Origin of the sequence: Stenotrophomonas maltophilia, assembly GCF_013464915.1 — a bacterium.
Lineage (GTDB): Bacteria > Pseudomonadota > Gammaproteobacteria > Xanthomonadales > Xanthomonadaceae > Stenotrophomonas > Stenotrophomonas maltophilia_AT.
In genome coordinates, this window is sequence record NZ_RAVT01000003.1 from 22,537 (window position 1) to 46,284 (window position 23,748).

21 protein-coding genes are annotated in these 23,748 nt (G+C 66.9%); 16 read left to right on the forward strand and 5 right to left on the reverse strand.

The window, feature by feature from the left end:
• Positions 1 to 283: 283 nt before the first annotated feature.
• Genes D7T59_RS00930 through D7T59_RS00945 form a run of 4 tightly spaced genes read left to right on the forward strand, consistent with a single transcriptional unit; the run spans position 284 to position 4,695 of the window.
• Entirely contained in the window at positions 284 to 2,461 is a 2,178-nt protein-coding gene (locus D7T59_RS00930; protein ID WP_180850871.1) for a TonB-dependent receptor, read from the forward strand.
• 52 nt (positions 2,462 to 2,513) lie between these two features.
• A complete protein-coding gene (locus tag D7T59_RS00935; RefSeq protein WP_180850872.1) occupies positions 2,514 to 2,813 on the forward strand; it encodes a DUF3649 domain-containing protein in 300 nt (99 codons plus the stop codon).
• Positions 2,810 to 4,420: a PepSY-associated TM helix domain-containing protein gene (locus tag D7T59_RS00940; protein WP_180850873.1), complete on the forward strand. Its 1,611-nt coding sequence runs from the start codon at positions 2,810 to 2,812 to the stop codon at positions 4,418 to 4,420. The genes D7T59_RS00935 and D7T59_RS00940 overlap by 4 nt, the downstream gene beginning before the upstream one ends.
• Positions 4,417 to 4,695 (forward strand): DUF3325 domain-containing protein, encoded by a 279-nt coding sequence (locus tag D7T59_RS00945; RefSeq protein ID WP_180850874.1) that lies wholly within the window; start codon positions 4,417 to 4,419, stop codon positions 4,693 to 4,695. The genes D7T59_RS00940 and D7T59_RS00945 overlap by 4 nt, the downstream gene beginning before the upstream one ends.
• A gap of 121 nt (positions 4,696 to 4,816) precedes the next feature.
• Here the strand turns inward: D7T59_RS00945 and D7T59_RS00950 are convergent, their stop codons facing one another.
• Together D7T59_RS00950 and D7T59_RS00955 are read right to left on the reverse strand one after the other, a co-directional pair.
• Complete coding sequence (locus tag D7T59_RS00950; RefSeq protein WP_258012891.1) at positions 4,817 to 5,929, reverse strand: DNA glycosylase AlkZ-like family protein; 1,113 nt, start codon at positions 5,927 to 5,929, stop codon at positions 4,817 to 4,819.
• A 53-nt stretch (positions 5,930 to 5,982) separates the two neighbouring features.
• The gene (locus D7T59_RS00955; protein ID WP_180850876.1) at positions 5,983 to 6,567 is read right to left on the reverse strand and encodes a TetR/AcrR family transcriptional regulator; all 585 of its coding nucleotides are present in this window, start codon (positions 6,565 to 6,567) and stop codon (positions 5,983 to 5,985) included.
• Positions 6,568 to 6,806: 239 nt separating this feature from the next.
• Here D7T59_RS00955 and D7T59_RS00960 point away from each other — a divergent pair, with 239 nt between their 5' ends.
• Positions 6,807 to 9,005, forward strand: a complete 2,199-nt coding sequence (locus D7T59_RS00960; protein ID WP_180850877.1) for a TonB-dependent receptor — start codon at positions 6,807 to 6,809, stop codon at positions 9,003 to 9,005.
• Between the two features lie 156 nt (positions 9,006 to 9,161).
• On the opposite strand, the gene D7T59_RS00965 is transcribed toward D7T59_RS00960, so the two are convergent.
• Positions 9,162 to 9,827 (reverse strand): TraX family protein, encoded by a 666-nt coding sequence (locus D7T59_RS00965; protein ID WP_180850878.1) that lies wholly within the window; start codon positions 9,825 to 9,827, stop codon positions 9,162 to 9,164.
• 114 nt (positions 9,828 to 9,941) lie between these two features.
• Between D7T59_RS00965 and pip the strand changes: the two genes are divergently transcribed.
• The 8 genes from pip (at position 9,942) to D7T59_RS01005 (ending at position 18,022) form a co-directional block, all read left to right on the forward strand.
• A complete protein-coding gene (pip, locus tag D7T59_RS00970; RefSeq protein WP_180850879.1) occupies positions 9,942 to 10,904 on the forward strand; it encodes a prolyl aminopeptidase in 963 nt (320 codons plus the stop codon).
• Between the two features lie 256 nt (positions 10,905 to 11,160).
• On the forward strand, positions 11,161 to 11,460 hold the full coding sequence (locus D7T59_RS00975) for an EF-hand domain-containing protein (protein WP_164137603.1): 300 nt from the start codon (positions 11,161 to 11,163) through the stop codon (positions 11,458 to 11,460).
• Positions 11,461 to 11,752: 292 nt separating this feature from the next.
• The gene (locus tag D7T59_RS00980) at positions 11,753 to 12,052 is read left to right on the forward strand and encodes a hypothetical protein (protein WP_164137602.1); all 300 of its coding nucleotides are present in this window, start codon (positions 11,753 to 11,755) and stop codon (positions 12,050 to 12,052) included.
• Positions 12,053 to 12,115: 63 nt separating this feature from the next.
• Positions 12,116 to 14,875, forward strand: coding sequence for a magnesium-translocating P-type ATPase (gene mgtA / locus D7T59_RS00985; RefSeq protein WP_180850880.1), 2,760 nt, complete (start codon positions 12,116 to 12,118; stop codon positions 14,873 to 14,875).
• A gap of 31 nt (positions 14,876 to 14,906) precedes the next feature.
• On the forward strand, positions 14,907 to 15,644 hold the full coding sequence (locus D7T59_RS00990; protein ID WP_164137600.1) for an MgtC/SapB family protein: 738 nt from the start codon (positions 14,907 to 14,909) through the stop codon (positions 15,642 to 15,644).
• A 146-nt stretch (positions 15,645 to 15,790) separates the two neighbouring features.
• Positions 15,791 to 16,846 carry a sensor histidine kinase gene (locus tag D7T59_RS00995; protein WP_180853501.1) on the forward strand — a complete coding sequence of 352 codons (1,056 nt, stop codon included), beginning with the start codon at positions 15,791 to 15,793 and terminating at the stop codon, positions 16,844 to 16,846.
• Positions 16,839 to 17,480, forward strand: a complete 642-nt coding sequence (locus D7T59_RS01000; RefSeq protein WP_164137598.1) for a response regulator transcription factor — start codon at positions 16,839 to 16,841, stop codon at positions 17,478 to 17,480. Before D7T59_RS00995 ends, D7T59_RS01000 begins: the two co-directional genes overlap by 8 nt.
• Positions 17,477 to 18,022 (forward strand): DUF1697 domain-containing protein, encoded by a 546-nt coding sequence (locus tag D7T59_RS01005; protein WP_164137597.1) that lies wholly within the window; start codon positions 17,477 to 17,479, stop codon positions 18,020 to 18,022. Before D7T59_RS01000 ends, D7T59_RS01005 begins: the two co-directional genes overlap by 4 nt.
• A 111-nt stretch (positions 18,023 to 18,133) precedes the next feature.
• Here D7T59_RS01005 and D7T59_RS01010 read toward each other — a convergent pair whose 3' ends face one another.
• Both D7T59_RS01010 and D7T59_RS01015 read right to left on the reverse strand, forming a co-directional pair.
• The gene (locus tag D7T59_RS01010; RefSeq protein ID WP_164137596.1) at positions 18,134 to 19,306 is read right to left on the reverse strand and encodes a low temperature requirement protein A; all 1,173 of its coding nucleotides are present in this window, start codon (positions 19,304 to 19,306) and stop codon (positions 18,134 to 18,136) included.
• Between the two features lie 9 nt (positions 19,307 to 19,315).
• On the reverse strand, positions 19,316 to 19,582 hold the full coding sequence (locus D7T59_RS01015; RefSeq protein ID WP_180853502.1) for a hypothetical protein: 267 nt from the start codon (positions 19,580 to 19,582) through the stop codon (positions 19,316 to 19,318).
• Between the two features lie 203 nt (positions 19,583 to 19,785).
• On the opposite strand from D7T59_RS01015, the gene D7T59_RS01020 reads away from it, so the two are divergent.
• The 3 genes from D7T59_RS01020 to D7T59_RS01030 all read left to right on the forward strand — a co-directional run bounded on the left by D7T59_RS01020 (position 19,786) and on the right by D7T59_RS01030 (position 23,659).
• Positions 19,786 to 20,310, forward strand: coding sequence for an RNA polymerase sigma factor (locus tag D7T59_RS01020; protein WP_065723390.1), 525 nt, complete (start codon positions 19,786 to 19,788; stop codon positions 20,308 to 20,310).
• Positions 20,307 to 21,158, forward strand: coding sequence for a FecR family protein (locus D7T59_RS01025; RefSeq protein ID WP_164137594.1), 852 nt, complete (start codon positions 20,307 to 20,309; stop codon positions 21,156 to 21,158). Before D7T59_RS01020 ends, D7T59_RS01025 begins: the two co-directional genes overlap by 4 nt.
• A gap of 71 nt (positions 21,159 to 21,229) precedes the next feature.
• Positions 21,230 to 23,659, forward strand: a complete 2,430-nt coding sequence (locus D7T59_RS01030) for a TonB-dependent receptor (protein WP_180853503.1) — start codon at positions 21,230 to 21,232, stop codon at positions 23,657 to 23,659.
• The last annotated feature ends 89 nt before the right edge of the window (positions 23,660 to 23,748 follow it).

Genomic DNA, 23,748 nt, shown 5'->3' on the forward strand with positions numbered 1-23,748 from the left:
TTAGTTTACTATGATGTAACTAATTCGTATTCGCAGCCCCCTGGTCGGTGGCCTGCACACCCACGACGACCGCCTCGACGATATCTGAACCACCCCGCAGCCCCCGCGCCCTGCGCTTCGTTCCATCCAGCCACAGATCGCCCAAGCACCTCGCGTGCAGCATTGCCCCGACAGCAGTGCCGTGCCCTCTGCCAGCCATTCAACAGCCCGCGTCGTCCTGCCCAGGCAGGTCACCGACGGCGCCGTGCTGGCCGATCGCACGACCCACCACACGAGAACTGCCATGTCCCWCCCCGCCCGAACCCTGACCTTTCCACGGCGCACCGCGCTGTCCCTGGCCGCGCGCGCGGCATTGCTGCCCGCCCTGTTGACCGCAATCGCCGCCCACGCTGATGACGCGCCCGAGGGTGCCCGCCAGCTGCCCACGGTCAACGTGCACGCCGACAAGACCACGCCCACCGATGCCTACGCCGGTGGCCAGGTCGCCCGTGGCAGCCGGGTCGGCCTGCTCGGCGAACTCGATTTCATGGACACCCCGTTCAACACCGCCAGCTACACCGCCGGGTTCATCGAGAACATCCAGGCGCCGGACCTGATACGGGTGATTGCACTGACCGATCCCAGCGTCTACACCGGCGGCTCCAGCGGCGGCATCACCGACTATTTCAACATCCGTGGCTTCAGCGTGGCGTCCTCGGACATCGGCTTTGGGGGCCTGTACGGGTTGATTCCCTACTACCGCGTCACCCCTGAACTGGCCGAGCGCATCGAGGTGTTGAAGGGCCCTTCCGCGTTGCTCAATGGCATGCCGCCGGGCGGCTCGGTGGGCGGCGCCGTGAACCTGGTACCCAAGCGCGCAGGTGATACGCCGTTGACCCGCTTCACCGCCAGCTACGGCAGCGAGGCGCAGCTGGGCGGTCATCTGGATGTCGGCCGCCGATTCGGCGCGGACAAGCAGTTCGGCGTGCGACTCAATGCGGTGCATCGCGACGGCGACACCGCCACCGATCACCAGCAGCACAGGGCGCAGCTGGCCTCGCTCGGCCTGGACTGGCGCGGTGAACGTTCGCAGGTCTCGATGGACCTGTTCAGCAGTCGCGACCATGTGGATGGCCTCAATCGCGGCGTTTCGCTGGCCGCCGGCCTGGCCGTGCCTCGCCCTCCGAAGGCCAGCACCCTGTTCGCACCCGACTGGACCTTCAGCAACGTCAAGGACCAGGCCGCCGCGCTGCGCTGGTCGTTCGACATCAATGACCACCTGCAAGCGCATGCGAGCTACGGCCACGGCCGTACCGATTTCGATTCCATCGCCAGCGCCACCACCCTGATCACCAACACCGCCGGCGATTTCCGCAACAACTTCGCCCACCAGCGCTTCATCTACAGCAAGGACACCGCCGAAGCCGGAATGTCGGCGCGTTTCCGCACCGGCGCGGTCGATCACGCGCTGGCCATCAGCGCAGCCTGGTACCAGCACGACCAGAAATTCGGCTTCAAGCGCAATCTGCTGGCCCGCGACTGGGTGACCAACCTGTACGACCCACAGTGGGGGCCGGCCATCGATCGCAGCTTCAGCGATGCGTCGCTGCCGAAGACCGCGGAAGTGCGCACCACCAGCTTCGGTATCGCCGACACGTTGTCCTTCATCGACGACCGCGTCCAGCTGACCCTGGGCATCCGCCACCAGACCGTGCTCAGTGATACCTTCGATGGCGGCACCGGCAGGCGCACCGCACGCTACGACGCCAGCGCCAATACCCCCGCCGGCGCACTGCTGCTCAAGGCCAGCGACCGCCTGTCGCTGTACGCCAACTACATCGAAGGCCTGAGCCAGGGCAGCACCGCCCCGGTCACCGCCGCCAACGCCGGCGAAGTCTTCCCACCATTCAAGACCCGCCAGCGCGAGGTGGGTGCGAAGTTCGACTTCGGTCGCCTGGCCAGCGCGCTGAGCGTGTACGAAATCGAGAAGCCCGGCGCCTACACCGACCCGGCCACCAACGTGTTCTCGTTCGGCGGCCAGCAGCGCAACCGAGGCGTGGAATGGACCGTGTTCGGCCAGGCCACCGAGCAGCTGCGCGTGCTGGGCGGCATCGGCTGGCTGCAACCGAAGCTGACCCGTACGCAGGGCGGTATCAACGAAGGCCGACTGGCGACGGCCACACCGCAGTGGCAGGGCAAGCTGGGCGTCGAATGGGACGTGCCGACTGTTGCCGGCCTCACCCTCACCGGCAACGCGGTCAGCCTGTCCAAGGGCTACATCAATGCTGACAACAGCCAGTGGGTGGCGGGCCGCACCGTGTTCGACCTCGGTGCCCGCTATGCGACGCAGGCGGCTGGCCATCCGCTGGTGCTGCGCGCCACCGTGCAGAACCTGACCAACAAGGCGTACTGGGCGGGCAGCCTCGGTTCGGGGTTGGGTACGCCACGCACCGCCCTGCTGTCGGCCACCGTCGATTTCTGATCCTCGTTTCAGGGGCGCCACGTCATTGCGCGTGGCGCCCTGGAGAAGTGCTTTGACCGTTTCCCGTACCACTTCCATGCTGGCGTGGCTGCCCCTGGCCTCACGCATCATCGCCGCGTTGTTCGGCGGCTATGTGCTGGCCGCACTGTGCAGCATCGCGGCACTGGCGTTGCCCATCGATGGCCGCCAGGCGATTTTCACCGGCATGCTGGCCAGTTTCCTGTTGTATGCCGGCGCCGTGGTCTGGGTGTTCGCGGTGCGCTCGGCGTGGCGCGCGTGGCTGGGGCTGATCATCGCCGCACTTCCGCTGTGGCTGGCCGCACAGGCAGTCGGCCCGGGAGCTGGTGCATGAGCAAGCCCCAGCGTCATCCCAAGCCGCGCGGCATCCGCCAGACCATGTCCGACCTGCATATCTGGGTCGGGCTGCTGGCCGGTTGGATCCTGTACGCGATGTTCCTCACCGGCACCGCCAGCTACTTCCGCGATGAGCTTTCGCGCTACACCCGCCCCGAGATCGCCACGCCAGCCATGCAGCCGGACGCTGCGGCCGTCGCGCAGCGTACCGTCACCACGATCATGGCCGACACGCCTGCGGCCAGCCAGATCAATCTCAACCTGCCAGGCACGCGCATGCCGTGGGTGTCGGCAATGTGGGCCAGCCCGGGTGGACGCGGCCGGCACGGCTTCGATTCGGGCCTGTTCGATGCCAGCACCGGTGCACCGTTGCAGGCACGCGACACAGGCGGCGGCGATTTCTTCTATGCCTTCCACTTCAACCTGCACTACATGCCCGCGACGTGGGGCCGCTGGATTGTCGGCCTGTGCGCGATGTTCATGCTGGTCGCCATCGTCAGCGGCGTGATCACCCACAAGAAGATCTTCGCCGACTTCTTCACCTTCCGCTGGGGCAAGGGCCAACGCTCGTGGCTGGATGGCCATGCGGCGGTGTCGGTACTCGGCCTGCCGTTCCATTTCATGATCACCTGGAGCGGCCTGGTGATGCTGGCGGTACTGTACATGCCGTGGGGCCTGGCGAAACTGCCGGACAAGCACCAGCAGGCCGAGGTGGTCAGCGAGATGCGGCTGTTCCTGCCACCGCAGAAGGCGGCAGGCCACGTTGCGCCGCTCACCGATATGGGCGCACTGGTGCGGCAGGCCGAGCAACGCTGGGGAACCGGTGCAGTGGGCAGCGTGCAGGTGCAGAATCCGGGCGACGAGAATGCGCGCGTGGCCGTGGTACGGGCACAGTCCAGCCGTGTTTCCACCACGCCGAACTATCTGATGTTCGATGGCAGCAACGGGCAGCTGCTGCAGATCAAGGAGCACTCGGGCGTTGCCGCCGATACCCAGGGCGTGCTGTATGGCCTGCATCTGGGCCGCTTTGCCGACGCCGCCCTGCGCTGGCTGTACTTCATCGTCAGCCTGGCCGGCACCGCCATGGTCGGCACCGGGCTGGTGCTGTGGACGGTCAAGCGCCGTACACAGCTGCCCGACCCGCAGTGCCCCCACTTCGGCTTCCGCCTGGTCGAGCGGCTCAACATCGTCACGGTGGCTGGGCTGTCGGTGGCGATGGCCGCCTATCTGTGGGCCAACCGCCTGCTGCCCACCGAACTTGATGGGCGTGCCGCGTGGGAGGTGCACGTCTTCTTCCTGGCCTGGGCCGCAATGCTCGTCCATGCCACGTTGCGTGCGCCGAAGCGTGCGTGGGTCGAGCAGTTCATGCTGGGTGCGCTGCTGCTGGCCTTGTTGCCGGTACTGACGGCGATGACTACGCCGCATCCGCTGTGGCACACATTGGCCACGGGCGACTGGGCGTTCGCCGGCACCGACCTGACCCTGCTGGCCCTGGCCGCCCTGCACGCGCTGCTGGCCTGGCGCACCTGGAAGCATGCGCCGAAGTTGAAGCGCGCACGGCCGCCTGCAGCATCGCGCGATGCCGTAGCGGAGGCCAGCGCATGATCCACGTCATTCTGTTCGTGTTGTCTCTGGCCGCGTTCGCCTGCCTGGCACTGGCAATGGAACGCCATCAACGGGACGTGCTGCATCGCCTGTTGAGCGTTACCACGACGCAGCAGCTGCGCGCGGTCGGATGGGCGCTGCTGGTGTTCAGCACCGTGTTCGCGATGCGCGGATTGGGCGTAGGCACCGGCCTGGCTGCGCTGTCCGGGCACACCAGCGTGGCCGCTGGCGTGGTGATGCTGGCGATGGTGGCGCATGGGCGGTGGAACCGGTAGATGCCTACCCGGGTGGGCACCGATGCATCACGGCGCCAACCCAGGTTGGCAGCTACCGGGCGCGATGAACGTTGCTTCGATTTGCTGGCCTGCGCGAAAAACAGCCGAGCATGGCTCGGCTCTACAGAAAAGCGGCCATGCGCTGCAGTTCGTCTTCAAGCGCACCACGAAACACCTTGTCGCGGGCCAGTGACTTGCCGGCATAGCCCACGCTGGACGCCAGTTCACCGTCGCGCACACTGAGATTGGCCCAGCCCACCACCTGGTCGTGCCATAGCACTGGCAACGCGTAGTAGCCGTACTGGCGCTTCGGCGCAGGCGTGTAGGCCTCGAACTTGTAGACCCAGCCCCATAGCAGTTCGAAGCGGCGACGGTCCCACACCACCGGGTCGAACGGTGCCAGCAGTCGCACCTGCTCGTCTGGTGCGTGCCGACGCGAGCGCGGGTTCTCGTCGGCCGGCCAGTACCAGGTCGTCCCATCCAGTGTGCAGCTGGCCAGCTGTTGCCTGGCCAGCTTCAGCGCCTCCCGGGTCTGTTCGGCCAGATGCGGTGCACCGTAGCCCAGCAGCCGCACCAGATAGGTCAGGCTGGCCGAGGGCAGCGGCGCGTACTTGCGCATCACCAGGTCGATCAGGGCGGCCGCGCGTTCGATCTGCGCCTGCTCGTCGGCATCCGCTTCGACATGGTCGGCCACCGCGTAGATGCGGGTGCCACTGTCGCGCCGCTGCACCCGCAGCAGGCCACGGTAGTGCATGCCATCAAGCAGATGCGTGCTGGCATTGCTGGTGCCACCCCAGTAGTTGGTCACCCGACCATGCGCGAATGCCTGATCGACCTCGCGCGGATGCACACTGCCGCGCTCGCGCACGAAGGCCAGCACGTCCGCGGCCCGGCGCTGGGTTTCGGCATCCCACGCGCGCCTGGAAACACGCGGGTGCATCAACGCCAGGTGCTCGCGCGGCAGGAAGCCGTAGTTCACCAGGCAATCCTCTTCCACCGGCAGGCGCGCATAGCGCCGCTCCAGATCACCGGCCCGGTAGTCCTTCACGCGGTGGCGCAGCGTCAGGTCCTGTGCCCTTGCCGGTGCGCGGATCGGGTCGGCCTGCACGAAGCCCAGGCGCCGGATCGCGGTCAACAGCGTGGTGGGTTTGAACAGCGTGCGCGCCACCGCGTGGCGGCGCAGATCATCGAGGGTGGGCGTGGCAGGCATGGCCGCATTGTAGATCCACGCCATGCGTGGGTGGGGCCGTCGCGAACCGAGCAACGGCATCCACGCAGGGCGTGAATCTACCGAAGTCCCAGCACCTCCAGCGAACCGATCACCAGTGCACGCATGCCCTGCTTGAACTCGGTGATCACCTGGCCCTCTTCGTCGTCCGCAATCCCGTAGACGGTGTCCGCACCGGCAATGCAGTAGAACGCAATCGTGGCCAGCACCCAGCGCGCCTTTTCCGGCGGCAGGCCGAACACTTCGGCCACATGGGCCTGGTGCGAGGCGATCTTCTCGAGCATCGGCGCGGTCGCCACCGAGTGTCGCAACAGGTAGGGCGGCAATCCAGGGTGCGCCTTCACCACCTCGCACAGCGATTCCACGAAGACCATCAGATAGCCCTGCAGCCCACCCGGCGCATCGACCGACGCGCGCGGAATCTGCCAGCGCTGGAACACCGCATCAGCCACCAGCCGCTTCAAGGCCTCCAGATTGGCCACACGCTTGTAGAGCGCCGCCTGGGTCACCGCCAGCTCGGCGGCCACGTTGGCCATGGTCAGGTTCGGCAGCCCCAGCGTGATGCCGATGTCGGCCAGGCGCTCGGGAGTGATGGTGGGCGGGCGGCCACGGGCCGGCGCCGGGATCTCGGGTTGCATGCTCATACCCTAGCGAGGGTGCCAGTAAAAGGACCCTCTTGTCCGCTTCATATGATTTAGTTTATTTTACTCAACTAATTCGGAATGCGTCTGGTTCGCACCCCCGCCGCCATCCGGAATCGAGCCCGTGGCTCACTTCCCGCCAGGTCCCCACCCAGCCGACAACCCTGCGCTGCGCCCTTCCCCGTGCTTGCCGTCGGCAACGCGCCAGGCGCGTTCGCACCTGCGATACACAGGAATCTGGCATGACCGTGTACCACCTTCCCTCTCCGCTTCAGCGCGCAGCTGCTGACGCAACCCACGTTCTGATGCATCCGCCGGGCATGGCCCGGTGCTACCGGATGTCGACCCTCGCGCTGGGCCTGCTGGCCTCATTCGCCGCGCTGGCCGAGTCGGCGCCGTCCACCCTGCCCTCGGTGCAGGTGCAGGAACAGCGACGGGCCACCGCCGACTATGCCGGTGGACAGGTGGCTGGCGGCGGTCGTGTCGGCCTGCTGGGCGACAAGGACTTCATGGACACGCCGTTCAGCACGGTCAGCTACACCGAGTCCTTCATCCGTGATCGCCAGGCCAAGGACCTCACCGACGTCATCGCCGCCACCGACCCGACGGTGTTCAGCAACGGCGTCACCGGCGCGTGGAGCGAGAACTATGCCATCCGTGGCTTTGCCTCCAACACCAGCGACACCACCTTCAACGGCCTCAGCGGCATGGCGCCCTACTACCGCACCTCGCCGGAAATGTTCGAGCGCATCGAAGTGCTGAAGGGGCCGTCCGCACTGCTCAATGGCATGCCACCTGGCGGCTCGGTGGGCGGTGCGGTGAACCTGGTGCCGAAGCGCGCTGGCGAGCAGCCGCTGCTGCGGGTCAGCGCCAACTTCGCCTCCGATGCGCAGTTCGGCGCCCACGTGGACATGGGCCGTCGCCTCGGCGCAGACAAGCAGTTCGGCATCCGCTTCAACGGCGCCTGGCGCGATGGCGACGGCGCCGTCGGCAAGCAGAGCAAGAAGGTTCAGCTGGGTTCGCTGGCCTTGGACTGGCGTGGTGATCGCACCCGCCTGTCGGCCGATCTCTACAGTGCCGACGATCGCGTGGACGGCCCGGCCCGTGGTGTCGGCCTGGCACCGGGCGTCGCCATTCCCCGCCCGCCGCGAGGCGACACCCTGATCAACCCGGACTGGGCCTACGTGGACAGCCAGGACAAGGGCGCGATGCTGCGCGGCGAGTTCGACATCAATGACAGCCTGATGGCCTACCTGGCCTATGGCACCAGCAAGACCGACTACCGCTACAACGGCTCGATCAGCGCGCAGATCCTCAACCCGGCCGGCGACTTCAGCACCGTGATCGGCCAGCTCGCGTTCGACATCAAGAAGCAATCCGGTGACGCCGGCCTGCGCGGCAGCTTCCGTACCGGCAGCGTCGGCCACCAGTGGGCCGCCAACGTGACCCACTACCAGCACACCCAGAACGACTACGGCCGCCGCAGCGTGCCCGGCTGGGACTGGACCACCAACCTGTACAACCCGGTGTGGGGCCCGGCCGCGCCGTTCATCGCGCCGCATATCTCGCACACCGAACTGCGGCTGGACAGCCTCGGCTTCGCCGATACCCTTTCCTTCGCCGATGACCGCGTGCAGCTGACGCTGGGCGTGCGCCGCCAGCAGGTAGTCAGCGAGACCTTCAACGTGGCCACGGGCGCACGTACTTCCCGGTATGACGAGAGCGCCACCACCCCGGCGGCAGCCTTGCTGGTGAAGGCCACCGACAAGGTCTCCCTCTACACCAACTACATCGAAGGCCTCAGCCAGGGCGCCACCGCGCCGATGACCGCCGCCAACGCCGGCGATGTGTTCGCGCCGTTCCGCACCAAGCAGAAGGAGCTGGGCATGAAGCTGGACATGGGCAGCTTCGCGCACACCTTCAGCGTGTACGAGATCAAGCGGCCAAGCAGCTATACCGACCCGGTCACGAACATCTTCTCGTTCGGCGGTGAGCAGCGTAACCGCGGCGTGGAATGGGGCTTCTTCGGGTCGCCGCTGGACGGAGTGCGCCTGCTCGGCGGCGTGGCCTACGTACAGCCGAAGCTGACCCGTACGTCGGGTGGCGTGAATGAAGGCCGCATCGCCACCGCTGTTGCGCAGCGTCAGGCCAAGCTGGGCGTGGAATGGGATGTGCCGGCGTTGCAGGGGTTTGCGTTGACTGGCAATGCCACTGCGATGTCCAGACAGTACATCAGTGCCGACAACCAGCTGTCAGTTCCGGGGCGCACGTTGTTTGATGTGGGTGCGCGCTACAACACCGCACTCGCGGGGCGGCCGCTTGCGCTGCGTGCCACGGTGAACAACGTGACCAACAAGGCGTATTGGGGCATGCCGCTGTTGTCGAGCCTGGCATTGGGCGCGCCACGGACGGTGCTGGTGTCGGCCACGATGGATTTCTGAGCCGGACGAAAAATTGTCAACGGGATCCACGCATGGCGTGGATCTACCGGGAACTGTAAAGCCAGGCCATGCCTGGCCGGTTCCAGGGTGATCCCCCAAACGCATCCACGCCCGGCGTGGATCTACCCGCACAAGGCACGACCACGCATGCACTGATCACGAAAGCACGCGCGCCACCACCGCCAACACAAGCAGATGTCCCACGTAGTACCCGTAAAACATCCAGCGCCAGCGCGGCAGTTGCCATTGCACCCGCGCCGCCAGCAGCACCACCGGAATGGACACCAGCGCCCAGCCGTTCTGATTGGCCCAGCACACCGCCGCCAAGGCAATCAGCAGCGGCCACCACGCGCGATGAAGGAACGCGATCCAGGCCAGCAGGACACTGCCGACGCCGGCCCACTGGTAGTCCACCAGCATCGGCAGTACACCCGCCGCCACCAACAGCAACAGGGGCCGGTTGTTGGCCAGCGCGTGCACCGCCACGGCCGCCAGGGCGAACGTGAGCAGGATGTTGAGCGGCAGCCAGGAGCCAAAGACCAAGGCATGCAGCGGCTGAGCGATGACGCCCCACAGGGCCAGGCGACGCATCGACTTGCGAAGGTCGGCGCCCGGTTGGGCCAGGTTGCAGGCCATCACCAGCGCGAACAGCGGGAAGGCGATGCGCCCGAGTTCGCTCACCATCGGCACGTAGCCGCCAAACATCACTTTGGCCACGTGATCGCCGGTCATGGCCAGCAATGCGATCCACTTCAGCAGCTCGCGGGCGCCACTGCCGAGGTTGATGCTGAACGTGGACGTCCTTGTCGTGGTCGCGTGCATCCCCGGAGCTTATGCGCATCGGCAAGCCCATTTCCAGCATCTGGCAAGCGACTCCCGCCGCCTCGGCCGGCGCGGGGCGCTATGCTGGCCGCCCCTGCTTGTGAGACACCCGCCATGCGCACCCTCTACCCCGCCATCGAGCCCTATCGCGAGTTCACCCTGCCGGTGAGCGATCTGCACACGCTGCACATCGAAGAGTGCGGCACGCCGGAGGGCATTCCTGTGGTGTACCTGCATGGCGGCCCCGGCGCGGGCATTTCACCGACCCACCGCCGTTTCTTCGACCCGGCGCGCTACCGCATCGTGCTGATCGACCAACGTGGCAGCGGGCGCTCCACGCCGTTCGGCGAGCTGCGCGACAACACCACGCAGGATCTGGTGGCCGACATCGAGAAGGTGCGCGAACACCTGGGCATCGACCGCTGGCTGGTCTATGGCGGTTCCTGGGGCGCGACCCTGTCGCTGGCCTATGCCCAGGCGCATCCGGAACGTGCTACCGGCCTGATCGTGCGTGGCGTGTTCCTCGGCCGCGAGATCGAGAACCGCTGGTTTGCCGAGGGCAACGGTGGTGCGCGCTGGATCTTCCCGGAGCGCTGGGATCGTTATGAAGCCTACATTCCGGAAGCCGAGCGCGGCGACATGATTGCGGCGTACTGGGCACGCATGGATGGCGCGGACGAAGCGACCCGCATCGAAGCGGCACAGGCCTGGCTGGGCTGGGAGGACAACGCCGCCACCCTGCAGCACGACGTGGATGCCGAATCCACGGATGATCCGCTGGACACGCTGGCGAAGGCCCGCATCGAAGCCCACTACTTCCGCAACGGCATCTTCCTGGAGCCGGACCAGCTGCTGCGCGACATCGATCGTATCCGCCACCTGCCGTGCGTGATCGTACAAGGCCGCTACGACATCATCTGCCCACCGCGCAGCGCCTGGGAGCTGGCCAAGGCCTGGCCGGAAGCACGGCTGGAGATGGTGACCTCCGGGCACAGCGCAAACGAGCCGGCCACGGTCGATGCGCTGGTACGGGCCACGGATGCGTTTGCCGACGGGCATTCCAGCGATCGAAGGTAGAGTCGACTGTCAGTCGACTGCTCTCGGCAGGAAACCGGAATCCCGCGCTGCGCGCGATAGTCGACTGACAGTCGACTCTACCGAGTCATCTCCGCGCAGCCGCCTCTGCGCCGTCGATCACGGCGGCCGGGTGAATGGTGGCCCACCGGCAACGGCCTACGGCCCGCTTCTTCGCAGCCCGCTTACAGCCCCGCGCAGATGATCCGGCCGTGGCCATGCACGGCATTGGCCTACATCCTCACTTCTGGAGCATGCCATGACCGGTTTCCGCTACCTCCCCATCGCTCTCGCGCTCTGCGCGGGTCTGCTGCTCGGCGCGTGCTCCAAGACCCAGGAGGCCAGCAAGGCAACGGCCGCCGAGGACGTGACCGAAGTGAAGCTCATCCCTGCCTACGAAACGCTGGACAAGGACAAGGACGGCATTGTCACGCTGGCCGAGGTGGATGCCGTCGCACCGGACTGGGCCGAACGACTGCACGCCTGCGATACCGACCGCAACAAGACGCTGAGCCGCGGCGAGTACGACGTGTGCAAGCAGACCAGCGCTTCGCATTGATCCATCACTGAACCCTAGAGTGGTGCAGCGCATGCCCGGCTATACCAAGGTATAGGCGGGCTAACCCACGAGCCTCTAGGACTGCCCCATTCAGGGGCCGACAATAGCGCCACTGGCCAGGGCAATCCTGGCCAGCCCCTTCCTTCATGGAGACGCAGATGGACCCCGACCCTGCCGGGCGCGACGCGCCCCGGATGCCCGCTTGCTGCCTGTCCCTGGCGCCTGCCCGCCGGTCCCTGCCTGCCTGAGTGACGGGGGGCCGCCAGGCGCCGCATGCCTGGAGATCGCCCCCATGTCCTACAAGATCCTCTACATCACCCTGCGCCGCCTGATCGGCGAGCGCAATGTCGGCGCCCTGCGCAGCCAGCTGCTGCAGCACGGGCCAGTGATGTTCGCCCGTTCGCTTTCGCTCGGCTCCCCCCGCGTGGTGGCCGACGCATTGTCACTGCTGCCGATCAGCGAGCGCATCACGGTGCTGCGCCACCTGCCCTACCCCCTGCGCGATGCAATGAAGCCACTGTGCATCGGCGGCAGCCAGCGCCTGCACATGCAGCCGTGGTCACCGGCGGTGCTGGCGATGCGTCACGCCTGACCAGCTTCGTCCATTCCGTTCGTGTTCCGGCCCCGGCCGGCTCTGACATTCGAGGATAGTCCCATGAGCCTGCTCAACGCCTGGTTCAACGCCTTCCTGCGCAGCCGTCGCGCAGGCAACCTGTTCCGCCGCCGCGCGATGCCCGAGGCCGGCTTCGGCCCGGGCAGTGCCGAAGCGGCACCGTTCGCACTCACCACCGGCCTGGTCACCCTCGCCCAGCAGGATGAAACCCAGCTGCTGGTCACGCTGCAATCGCATGCCGATGGCCTCAGTCCCCATGAGGCCGAGGAACGCCTGGCCACGCTCGGCCCCAACGAGGTGGATCACGAAAAGCCGCTGTCGTGGTGGCGCCACCTGTGGCAGTGCTACCGCAATCCGTTCAACCTGCTGCTGACGGTGCTGGCCGCGGTGTCCTGGCTGACCGAGGACATCAAGGCGACCATCGTGATCGGTGCAATGGTTCTGCTGTCCACGCTGATCCGCTTCGTGCAGGAGGGCCGCTCCAACCGCGCCGCCGAACGCCTGAAGGCGCTGGTCGGCAACACCGCGCGCGTGCTGCGGCGCAATCCCGGCACCGAGGCGGCCGATGTGGCCGACCAGTACTTCGGCGCGCACCTGCACAGCCGCCGCCCGGCACGCCTGCTGGACCTGCCGATCCGCGAGCTGGTGCCCGGTGACCATATCGTGCTGTCGGCGGGCGACATGATTCCGGCCGATTGCCGCGTACTGACCGCCAAGGACCTGTTCGTGGCGCAGGCGGCGATGACCGGTGAGTCGCTGCCGGTTGAGAAGTTCGCGCACCCGGGCGACGGACTGGCCGGCCTGCTGGAACAGCACAACCTGCTGTTCATGGGTACCAATGTGGTGTCCGGCACGGCCACGGCCATCGTGCTGGCCACCGGCAACCGCACCTACTTCGGCACGCTGGCCCAGCGCAGCACCGCCACCGACCGTGCGCCGACCGCTTTCCAGGCGGGCGTCAACAGTGTCAGCTGGCTGCTGATCCGCTTTGCGCTGGTGATGGTGCCATTCGTGCTGCTGATCAACGGCTGGACCAAGGGCGACTGGACCGAGGCCTTCCTGTTCGCATTGTCGGTGGCGGTGGGCCTGACCCCGGAGATGCTGCCGATGATCGTCACCTCCACCCTGGCCAAGGGTGCGGTGCTGCTGTCGCGGCGCAAGGTGATCGTCAAGCGGTTGGATGCCATCCAGAACTTCGGCGCCATGGAAGTACTGTGCACCGACAAGACCGGCACCCTCACCCAGGACAGGATCGCGCTGGAACGGCATACCGATGTGTTCGGCCACGACTCGGAAGACGTGCTGACGTTCGCCTACCTCAACAGCCACTTCCAGACCGGCCTGATCAACCTGCTCGACCGCGCGGTGCTGGAGCATGTTGAGCTGCAGAGCTCGCTGCGGCTGTCGCAGGACTACCACAAGGTGGACGAGATTCCGTTCGATTTCGAGCGCCGCCGCATGTCGGTGGTGGTCTCCGAGCGCGAAGACCACCACGAACTGATCTGCAAGGGTGCAGTGGAAGAGATGCTGGCGGTCTGCAGCACGGTGCGCGAGAACGGTCACGACATGCCGCTGGATGAGCGCCGCCTGGCCCGCGTGCGGCAGACCACCGAGGAGCTGAACGAACAGGGCCTGCGTGTCGTGGCGGTGGCCATGAAGGAGACCGCCGCCAGCCAGACCACGTATTCGCAGGCCGACGAGTGCGGACTGACCCTGGTCGGTTACGTCGCCTTCCTCGACCCGCCGAAGGAGTCAGCGGCACAGGCGCTGCAGGCGCTGGCCGCGCACGGCGTGGAGGTGAAGGTGTTCACCGGTGACAACGAGCTGGTCACCGCTCGCGTCTGCGCCCAGGTGGGGCTGGACGCCGACACCATCCTGACCGGCCCGCAGATCGAGCGCATGGATGACGGCGCGCTGTCGCGGGCGTTGCACCACCACCGCGTGTTTGCTCGCCTGACGCCGCTGCACAAGGAGCGCCTGGTGCGCGAGCTGCGTGCGCAGGGCAAAGTGGTCGGTTTCCTCGGCGATGGCATCAACGATGCGCCGGCACTGCGGGCGGCCGACATCGGCATCAGCGTGGACAGCGCGGTGGACATCGCCAAGGAGGCGGCCGACATCATCCTGCTGGAAAAGAACCTGATGGTGCTGGAGGAAGGTGTCATCCAGGGCCGGCGCACGTTCAACAACATGCTGAAGTACATCCGCATGACCGCCAGCTCCAACTTCGGCAACGTGTTCTCGGTGCTGGTGGCCTCGGCCTTCCTGCCGTTCCTGCCGATGCTGCCGCTGCAGCTGCTGGTGCAGAACCTGCTGTACGACATCTCGCAGATCGCCATTCCGTTCGACAACGTGGACGAGGAACTGGTGCGCAAACCGTTGAAGTGGAACCCGGCGGACATCGGCCGCTTCATGGTGTTCTTCGGGCCGATCAGCTCGATCTTCGACCTGACCTGCTTCGCGCTGATGTGGTACGTGTTCGATGCGCGTACCGCCGCCGACCAGAGCCTGTTCCAGTCCGGCTGGTTCGTGGTCGGCCTGCTGACCCAGACCCTGATCGTGCACATGATCCGTACGCCGAAAGTACCGTTCCTGCAGAGCATCGCCGCGCCGCCGCTGCTGCTGATGACCGGCCTGATCATGGCCATCGGCGTGGCCCTGCCGATGAGCCCGCTGGCCGGCTACTTCAAGCTGCAGGCCCTCCCGGCAGGCTACTGGCCGTTCCTGGTGGCGATCCTGTTCGGCTATGCGGTGCTGACCACCGCGCTGAAGCGCTTCTACATCCGCCGTTACGGCTGGCAGTAACGGCCCGCCGCCTTGTCCAGGGAGAAACACAATGGACATCAATCCAAACCTGCCGGCGTTCAACGCCGGCGCAACCCTGAGTTCGCTGATCAGCCTGTCGGTGGCCTTCGTGCTGGGTACGATCATCGGCCTGGAGCGGCAGCTGCGCCAGCGCACGGCCGGCCTGCGCACCAACACGCTGGTGGCGGTGGGCGCTGCCGTCTTCGTCGACCTCGCCGTGCGCTTCCATGACCTGTATGGCGGCCCGCCCTCACCGCTGCATGTGGTGGCCTATGTGATCTCCGGCGTCGGCTTCCTCGGCGCTGGCGCAATCATGAAGGACGGCGCGCAGGTGTCCGGCCTGAACACCGCCGCCACCCTGTGGGGCTCGGCGGCGGTCGGCGCCTGCGCGGGCATCAAGCTGCTGCCGGAGGCGGTGATGGCGGCGGTGTTCGTGCTGGCCGCCAACACGCTGCTGCGGCCGGTGGTGAACCGCATCCAGCGGCAACCGCTGCCGGAAGCATTCAGTGAGGCGACGTATGCGATCAACGTGGTCTGCCAGCGCGAACAACAGGCCGAGGTACTGGACCAGCTGTTGTTGCTGCTGGAACAGGCGCAGTACCCGGTGCGCGCGGTGGACCAGCGGCCGTTCGGCGAGCGCGACGTGGAGATCGAAGCGGTGTTGTATGCCACCACGGTCGATGCCGGCGAACTGGACGCCGTGCTGGCGACGCTGGCCGCCACCCCCGGCGTACTGCAGGGATTCTGGAACGCCAGCCTGGAGGAATAGCGGCTCGGTAGTGCCGGCCGCTGGCCGGCAACCTCATGATCTCCGGGGAGGTCCTGCAGCTGCCGGCCAGCGGCCGGCACTACCGGTCGGCATCCACCCAATGCCGGCTTTGCTATCCTTTCCGCCCACGCCAGGGAGCCGTTCCGATGCCATCGCTGTCGCCCCGCCGCCCGCTGGTGCTGCTGGCCCTGATCGTCGTGATGGCGGCGATCTTCCTGATCGATACCGTCACCGACTACGCCGTTGCTGCGGCGTGCTTCTACGCGGCGGTGATCCTTGCGGCGTCGCGCGTGCTCAGCGCGCGCGGGTTGATCTTCCTGGCCATCGCCTGCATTGCGCTGACCGGGCTGAGCTTCTTCCTCACCCGCTTCGGCACCTACCGCATCGGCCTGGTCAATTCGGTGATCGGCATGCTGGTGATCGGCATCACCACTTATCTTGCATTGAACATGGAGGCGGCCAAGGCCGCCGTACAGGAAGCGCAGGGCCGGTTGCTGCGGGTCGCGCGTGCATCCACCGTGGGCGAACTGACCACCTCCATCGCGCACGAAGTGAACCAGCCGCTGGCGGCCATCGCCAGCAGTGCAGAAGCCTGCCAGCGCTGGCTGGCACAGGACCCACCGAATGTCGAAAAGGCACGGCAGACCGTGGCCCGGATTCTTTCCGATGCGCACCGTGCCGGTGACGTGATCGCCCGCATCCGTGGCCTGACCCAGGGCGCGGCACCGGAACGACGCGCCTTCGACCTGAACCAGGCCGTGGAGGAAATGCTGGCGCTGTCGCGAAGCGAACTGGACCGGCACGGCGTGACCGTGGCCCTGCTGCTGGACGCCGATCTGCCTCCAGTTCAGGCCGATCGGGTGCAGGTGCAGCAGGTGATCGGCAACCTCATCCTCAATTCGGTCGATGCCATGGAGGCCGTGCCACCCGCCGACCGACGCCTGTCCCTGCTGACCCAGCGTGACGGCCAGCGGGTCAACCTCAGCGTGCGCGACCGCGGCGTCGGCCTGCCTGCCGACCACCCAGAGCGTGTATTCGATGCGTTCTGGACCACCAAGTCGCACGGCCTTGGCCTCGGCCTCAGCCTGAGCCGCTCGATGATCGAAGCCAACGGCGGCCAGATCCATGCAGAGCGCCCGAGTGGCGGCGGCGCCTGCTTCATCTTCGACCTGCCCATCGCCCTGGATACCCCTCATGCGTAAGCCCCCTGCACCCGCGGCCGAGCCGGCGCCGATCGTCTACGTGGTCGACGACGATCCGTCGGTACGCGCGGCGCTGGAAGACCTGCTGGCCTCGATGGGCTTGCAGGTGCGTGCCTTCGCATCCACCCAGGCCTTTCTTGAACACGAACGGGAAGACGCCCCTGCGTGCCTGGTGCTGGACGTGCGCATGCCGGGCCAGAGCGGGCTGGAGTTCCAGCGCAGCATGGGCAGCCTGGGCCTGCAGCTGCCCGTGGTGTTCATCACCGGCCACGGCGACATCGCGATGGGCGTCAATGCCATCAAGGACGGCGCCATCGAGTTCCTGACCAAACCCTTCCGCGACCAGGAGCTGCTCGATGCGATCCACAAGGGCATCGAACTCGACCGCCTGCGGCGCCGCGAAGGCGAGGCGCTGGACGCCCTGCAGCAGCGCTGGGGCACACTCAATGCCGGTGAGCGCGACGTGGTCGATGGGGTGGTGCGCGGCCGGCTCAACAAGCAGATCGCTGGCGACCTGGGGGTCAGCGAGATCACAGTGAAGGTGCGTCGCGCCCAGGTGATGCGCAAGATGGGCGCGCGCACCCTGGTCGACCTGGTGCGGATGTATGACCGCCTGCAGGCAGGTTCCCCATGAGCGTGCATGTCGCACTGCTGCGAGCAGTCAATGTCGGAGGTACCGGCAAGCTGCCGATGGTTGAACTGGTGGCGATGTGCGAAGACGCCGGCTTCACCGACGTCCGCACCTATATCGCCAGCGGCAACGTGGTGTTCCGCAGCGGACTTGACGAAGCGGGCGTACGGAAAGCCCTTGGCCAACGGCTGCAGGCCTATGCCGGAAAACCAGTGGGTGTATTGGTGCGCTCAGCAGCCGAGATCGCGGCGGTTGCCGCCGGCAATCCGTTCCCGCACGCCGCCGGCAATCGCGTGGTCGCGCTGTTCATGGATGAGGCACTGCCCACTGATCCCTTGACCGGGGTGACCGGCCTGCGCGATGAGCAGCTGGCGCTGGGTACCCGCGAGATCTTCGTCCACTATGGCGACGGCATGGCCGAATCGCGCCTGCGGATTCCCTATGCCCAGCAGGGCACCGCCCGCAACCTCAACACGGTCGGCAAGCTTGCGGCAATGGCCGCCGCACTCGACCAGGTCACCGCAGACGGTAGAGGGCGGCGGTAGAGTCGACTGTCAGTCGACTATTGCGCGCAGCGCGGGACTTTCCGCAACCTTGTGGAAGAGCAGTCGACTAACAGTCGACTCTACCCGGCACGGGCTGGATACCGGACAATATCAGGCGCTTTGCACGCGGCGCTTCAACCGCGTGTCCATCAACCCCACGGCCAGCAGCACCGCACTGGTCAGCCAGCCGGCAGCCAGCAGGTGGGCCTGCGTCAGCGCGACGCCCAGCGCGGCCAGCGCCACGGCACCGAACAGATGCGACCAGGGTGCACGCCCGTAAACCACCCGCTTGTACAAGGCGCTTCCCAGCAGGTAGATCAGCGGCCCAGCCACCAGCACCGTCGCATATACCGGCGTGACCGCCGCGCCCGGATGATCCATCACCAGGTCATTGCCCACCGCTGTGGCGATGATGCCCGCGATCAGCAGTGCATGCACGTAGTGGAAGTTGGCGCCCATGCGCCCGGGGTCGGCCGCATGGGTGATCGCCTCGGTGGCGTCACGGCTGGAGATACCGAAATACAGCCACCACATGGCAATCGTCCCGGCGAAGGTGGCCAATACCGCCGATACCACATCGCTGCTCCAGTGCTCGATCTCGCTGAGTACGCCCCCCGTCGCCAACAAGGTCTCTCCCAGCGCGACGATGACGAACAACTGGCATCGCTCGGCCAGGTGCCCGCCTTCGATGGTCCACTCACGGGTGTGTGAACGGCCCAGCCCCGGGAACGCAAAACCGAACATCGGCGAGACATACTCGCAGGCGACCGCCACCGCCCACAGCGCCAGCCGCGCATTGCCCTCGGTTGCAGCCCCGGCCAGCCAGAAGCACGCCGACACGCACACCCACGCCAGCATGCGGCGGAAATTGGGCGCCAGCGGATGGCTGCGACCGACCTCCAGCAGCACGAACACGGTGCGCCCGACCTGCATGGTGGCGTAAGCCCCGGCAAACACCCAGGCGCGATCAGCAAAGGCCTCGGGGATGGACGAAGACATCAGCAGCGCCAGCAGCATGGTGACGAACAGCAGGCCGCGGATGCGTGGTGCCTCCGGATCGAACCAGTTGCTGACCCAGCAGGCGTACTGCCAGCCCAGCCAAACCGCGAACCACAGCACCAGGGTCTGCAGCACGCCGACCAGGTCCAGGTGGTGCAGCAGGTGATGGCTGAGCTGGGTGACCGCGAACACGTAGACCAGGTCGAAGAAAAGCTCTTCGTAGGTCACGCGGGCGTGGTGGCCATCGCGCTGGCGCAGGGCGGGCAGGCGCAGTCGTGTGCTCATGGCCGTCCTTCAGCGCGCCAGGCGCCAGTACAGCACACCGGCCAGCAAGGCCGGCACAGCGAACACCAGCAGCAGGATCGGCAGTTCCTCGCGGACGGCGTAGCCGGCCTTGCTCACACCCACCCACATGTTGGTTACCGCCACCAGCAGCCAGGTGGCGATGAAGGCGATCAGGGCCGTGGGCAGCTGTGACTGGCCTACGCTCCACAGCCGCCCGAACAGCAGGAATACCCCCAACAGCAGAACCCCACCCACCATCACCAGAAGCACGTGCATGGTCCATCTCCTTGAGCCTGCTGGCAGGCTAGCCGCGGCCGATTCTGCGCTCCAGCCGATGATCGTGGTTTCACTTTCCAGGCGCGGCGAACAATCGCCCTGATGATCTCGGCATGGCAAACGAGAACAGTTCCCATTAGTATTGCGTCATTACGGAGGGATGACCTCCCAGCACCCGCCTTTCACCCTTGCTGCCCGTCCGGATGTCCCAGCCGACACTTCCCCGCCCACCTGCGCTGCCGCTGGTGACCTCGCTGGTGCGCCACTACGAGGAACTGGTGGACTACCTGCATCGCCGGTTCCGCTCGCCCGGGCTGGCCCGCGAAGTGGTGCACGATGTCTGTGTGCGCCTGCTGGAACGCCCGGCCGTGCATGACGCCCGCCAACCGATCGCGCTGCTGCGAAGGATCGCCCACGATGCGGCGGTCGACCGCTGCCGCGCCGAGGATCTGCGCCGGCACTGGGTGGAGCCCCGCGCCGAGCTTCCCGAAGGCGCCTGCGAGCGCCCCGGACCCGAGCGCCAGGCGCAGGGCCAGCAGGCGCTGCAGCGGCTGACTACCAGCATCGAGCGCATGCCCTGCCGGCGGCAGCAGGTGTTCATCCTGCACAAGATCCACGAGCTGCCCCAGGCCGAGGTGGCGCAGCGGATGGGCATCGGCCTGAAGGCGGTGGAACGTCATCTGCGCCTGGCCATGGCCGACTGCCGACTGCACGGTGCGCTGCGGTGAGTCCTGCATCACCCGATCCGGCACCGCCGTCGCCGCCCGCCGAACCGTCCACCGAGGACACGCTCGACCAGCACCGGGAGGCACTGAAGAAACGCTTCCCGTTGCCAGGCCCGGAACAACTACAGCGGCGCCGCAGTGGATCTGGCGCAAAACGGGTACTGCCGGTGCTGTTGCTTGCGGCCGCAGCGCTGCTGTTGACCGACCCGGCCTGGCAGGTGCGTGACTACCAGACCGCCGTCGGCGAGCGCCGCGACATCGAGCTGCCGGACGGCAGCCGCGTGCTGCTCGACGCGGGAACCCACCTGCAGGTCCGTCGCCATCTGCGTTCGCGGCAGGTGCTGCTGGCGCAGGGCCATGCCCGCTTCGAGGTGCAGCATTCGGCGTGGCGCCGCTTCCAGGTCGATGCCGGGCCGGTACAGGTGCGCAACTACGGCACGGTGTTCGATGTTGACCGGCAGGGCGATCTCAGTGAGGTCACGCTGTGGCGCGGCGAGGTTGGTGTCAGCGTGGATGGCGGCGGCACCGAGCAGCGGCTGAAGCCGGGGCAGCGCCTGCTGGCCCAGCCAGGCTCGCTGTCTCCGCCGGAAGCCGTGGATCCGGACCGGGCCGACTGGACCACCGGCCGGCTGCAGTTCGACCGCATGCCACTGAGCGAGGTGCTGCGCATCCTGCAGCGCTATCACGACCGTCCGATCGTGCTGGACGACCCTGCACTGGGTCCGCTGCAGGTGTCGGGCGTGTTTGATGCCGATCGTGCCGAGACGGCGGTCGCGCTGTTGCCGGAGATCCTGCCGGTCCAGGTGCATACCGCCGCCGACGGCAGCCTGCATCTGCGTGCCCGCGATTGATTGCCACGCCGAGGGTGGGTTGCGCGCCGTCCCATCCGGCAAGTGCTTGAACCCTTCCGAAGGACCCCCGCATGACCCGCCCTGTTCCACCCGCCGCGCTGCGCCGGCTGGCCCCCACCCTGCTCGCCGCCTGCCTGTGCGCGGCCCTGCCCGCCACCGCGCAGACCGCTGCGTCCGCACCTGTCGAACTGCACCTGCCAGCCGGCCCGCTGCAGGCTTCGCTCAACTCGCTGGCGCGCCAGAGTGGCATCCAGCTGCTGTTCGCCGCCGACAGCGTGACCGGCCGCAACGCGCCCGCCCTCGACGGCCGCTACACCCCGCACGACGCCCTGCAGCGCCTGCTGGCCGGGCAAGGCCTGGCGATGCAGGAGCGCTCGCCGGGGGTGTTCGTGGTGAGTGCCGCGCCAGCACCGCCCAAGCCCCGCGCTCCGGCCCGGGCCGCGTCATCGGCAGCGCCCGCGGCCACGACCACTTCGCTGGCCCGCGTTACGGTCTCGGCCTCGACCGCTCGCATGCCGCAGGGCGAGACTGCGATGCCCAACACCATCACCGTGCTGACCCGCGAAGACATCGCCCAGCAGCTGGCATTGGGTTCGGATGTGTCGCGGGTGCTGTCGTCACAGATTCCGGCGTTTGCCCCGGCGCGCGAGAAGATGTCCAACTACGGCGAAACAATGCGTGGCCGCGGCATCCTGTACATGGTCGACGGCGTGCCACAGTCCACCCCTCTGCGGGATGGCTCACGGGATTCGCACACCATCGACCCGGCGATGATCGAGCGCATCGAGGTCATCCACGGCGCCAACGCGCTGCAGGGCATCGGCGGAACCGGTGGCATCGTCAACATCATCACCCGCAGCGCGCCCAGCGAGCCGGGTGCGTTCCTGCTCGACACCAATGTCAGTTACAGCTCGGCCCTGCCCAGCCGCCACGATGACAATGGCCAGCGCGGCTCGGCCCTGGTGGGTGTGCGCGGCGAACAGTTCGACCTGGTTGCCGGCCTGGCCTATGAGAAGCAGGGCCTGTACCACGACGGCGAGGGCCGGTCGATCGGCACCAACGCGCAGGGCGAGCTGATGGACTCGACCTCATCGAACGTGTTCGCCAAGCTGGGCTGGAACATTGCCGAAGGACAGCGCCTGCAGGTGATGGCCAACCGCTACGAGCTGCGAGGGCTGGACAACTACTTCGCGGTGAACGGCGATTTCCGCACTGGCCGCCCGACCATTTCGGTGCGCGGTGACACGCCACTGGATCCACCGATGAACCGCTCGCGTTCGCTGACGCTTGACTACAGCGCCGCAGACCTGCTCGGTGGCCGTTTCCAGGCGCAGGCCTTCGCGGTGGATTTCGAAGGCCGCTATGGTGCCAGCCAGTGGGACCCGTGGGGCAACACCGGTGCCAATGCCGCCTGGGACCAGACCCAGAACGAGTCGGACAAGCGCGGCTTCAAGCTCACCCAGAGCTGGACCCGCATCGCCGATACCACCCTGGACGTGACCCTGGGCCTGGATGGCCTGCGCGACCGCACCCACCAGGTGCTGCTGGCCAGTGGCATGAACTGGGTGCCGCAGACCACCTACCAGAGCCTGTCACCGCTGCTGCAGCTGCACTGGTGGCCGACCGATCACCTGATGCTGTCCGGCGGCCTGCGCTACGAAAAGGGCGAGCTGGAAGTGGGTGACTACACCACCCTGCCCCGTTACGGCGCACGCAAGGTGGCCGGTGGCAAACCGACCATGAGCGAGACCCTGCCCAACTTCGGCGCGGTCTGGTACATCAACGACCGCCTGAACGCCTATGCCTCGTACTCGGAAGGCTACACCGTGGCCGACGTGGGCCGCGTGCTGCGCGCGATCAACCGCGACGGGCAGCGTGTGGACACCCTGGTGGACCTGTCACCAGTGGTGTCGGACAACCGCGAGATCGGCCTGGAATACGACGATGGCCGCTTCAGCGGTGACATTGCCTACTACACCTCCGAATCCAAGCTCGGCTCGGTACTGATCTACGATCCGGGCATCGACGCCTATGCGGTGCAGCGCCAGGCGACCCGCGTGGAGGGCTTTGAAAGCAACCTGCGGCTGCGGCTTGGCGACAGCCGGCTGGGCCTGGGTTATGCCCGTGCCAACGGCCGCTACGACGCCGACATCGACGGTCGCCTCGACAGCGACCTGGCCGGCGTCAACATCGCACCGAACCGACTGACCGCGTTCTGGGAACAGGGCTGGACGCCGCAGTTCAGCACCCGATTGCAGGCCAGCCATGCCTTCGATCGCGATTTCGACCTGCGTGGCGCACGCGTGGCCGAGTTCAAGGGTTACACCACGGTGGACCTGGTCGCGCGCTACACGCTGGACAAACACGCGTTCACGCTGGGTGTGCAGAACCTGGCGGACAAGCAGTACATCAGCTACTACTCGCAGACCACGCCGTCGAACCCAAGTTACTTCTCCGGCCGCGGCCGGGTGCTGACGCTGGGGTGGCAGTACCGGTACTGAGCCATCGGCGCCCTTATGGGAGCCATGAAATCTACGCGGGACGTGATGGAGGAGGCCCATGCTAGTTTCTGGGTCTCCTTCAAACGGAC

What these genes read in the sequence shown, in the direction of transcription:
- mgtA (WP_180850880.1), top strand. Translation starts at nt 12,116, where the DNA reads ATGAGCCTGCTCAACGCCTGGTTCAACGCCTTCCTGCGCAGCCGTCGC.
- D7T59_RS01000 (WP_164137598.1), top strand. Translation starts at nt 16,839, where the DNA reads ATGCGTAAGCCCCCTGCACCCGCGGCCGAGCCGGCGCCGATCGTCTAC.
- D7T59_RS00950 (WP_258012891.1), bottom strand. Translation starts at nt 5,929, where the DNA reads ATGGCGTGGATCTACAATGCGGCCATGCCTGCCACGCCCACCCTCGAT.
- D7T59_RS00995 (WP_180853501.1), top strand. Translation starts at nt 15,791, where the DNA reads ATGCCATCGCTGTCGCCCCGCCGCCCGCTGGTGCTGCTGGCCCTGATC.
- D7T59_RS00990 (WP_164137600.1), top strand. Translation starts at nt 14,907, where the DNA reads ATGGACATCAATCCAAACCTGCCGGCGTTCAACGCCGGCGCAACCCTG.
- D7T59_RS00940 (WP_180850873.1), top strand. Translation starts at nt 2,810, where the DNA reads ATGAGCAAGCCCCAGCGTCATCCCAAGCCGCGCGGCATCCGCCAGACC.
- D7T59_RS00965 (WP_180850878.1), bottom strand. Translation starts at nt 9,827, where the DNA reads ATGCACGCGACCACGACAAGGACGTCCACGTTCAGCATCAACCTCGGC.
- D7T59_RS00955 (WP_180850876.1), bottom strand. Translation starts at nt 6,567, where the DNA reads ATGAGCATGCAACCCGAGATCCCGGCGCCGGCCCGTGGCCGCCCGCCC.
- D7T59_RS00975 (WP_164137603.1), top strand. Translation starts at nt 11,161, where the DNA reads ATGACCGGTTTCCGCTACCTCCCCATCGCTCTCGCGCTCTGCGCGGGT.
- D7T59_RS01020 (WP_065723390.1), top strand. Translation starts at nt 19,786, where the DNA reads ATGTCCCAGCCGACACTTCCCCGCCCACCTGCGCTGCCGCTGGTGACC.
- D7T59_RS01005 (WP_164137597.1), top strand. Translation starts at nt 17,477, where the DNA reads ATGAGCGTGCATGTCGCACTGCTGCGAGCAGTCAATGTCGGAGGTACC.
- D7T59_RS01015 (WP_180853502.1), bottom strand. Translation starts at nt 19,582, where the DNA reads ATGCACGTGCTTCTGGTGATGGTGGGTGGGGTTCTGCTGTTGGGGGTA.
- pip (WP_180850879.1), top strand. Translation starts at nt 9,942, where the DNA reads ATGCGCACCCTCTACCCCGCCATCGAGCCCTATCGCGAGTTCACCCTG.
- D7T59_RS01030 (WP_180853503.1), top strand. Translation starts at nt 21,230, where the DNA reads ATGACCCGCCCTGTTCCACCCGCCGCGCTGCGCCGGCTGGCCCCCACC.
- D7T59_RS00980 (WP_164137602.1), top strand. Translation starts at nt 11,753, where the DNA reads ATGTCCTACAAGATCCTCTACATCACCCTGCGCCGCCTGATCGGCGAG.
- D7T59_RS00960 (WP_180850877.1), top strand. Translation starts at nt 6,807, where the DNA reads ATGACCGTGTACCACCTTCCCTCTCCGCTTCAGCGCGCAGCTGCTGAC.
- D7T59_RS01010 (WP_164137596.1), bottom strand. Translation starts at nt 19,306, where the DNA reads ATGAGCACACGACTGCGCCTGCCCGCCCTGCGCCAGCGCGATGGCCAC.
- D7T59_RS00945 (WP_180850874.1), top strand. Translation starts at nt 4,417, where the DNA reads ATGATCCACGTCATTCTGTTCGTGTTGTCTCTGGCCGCGTTCGCCTGC.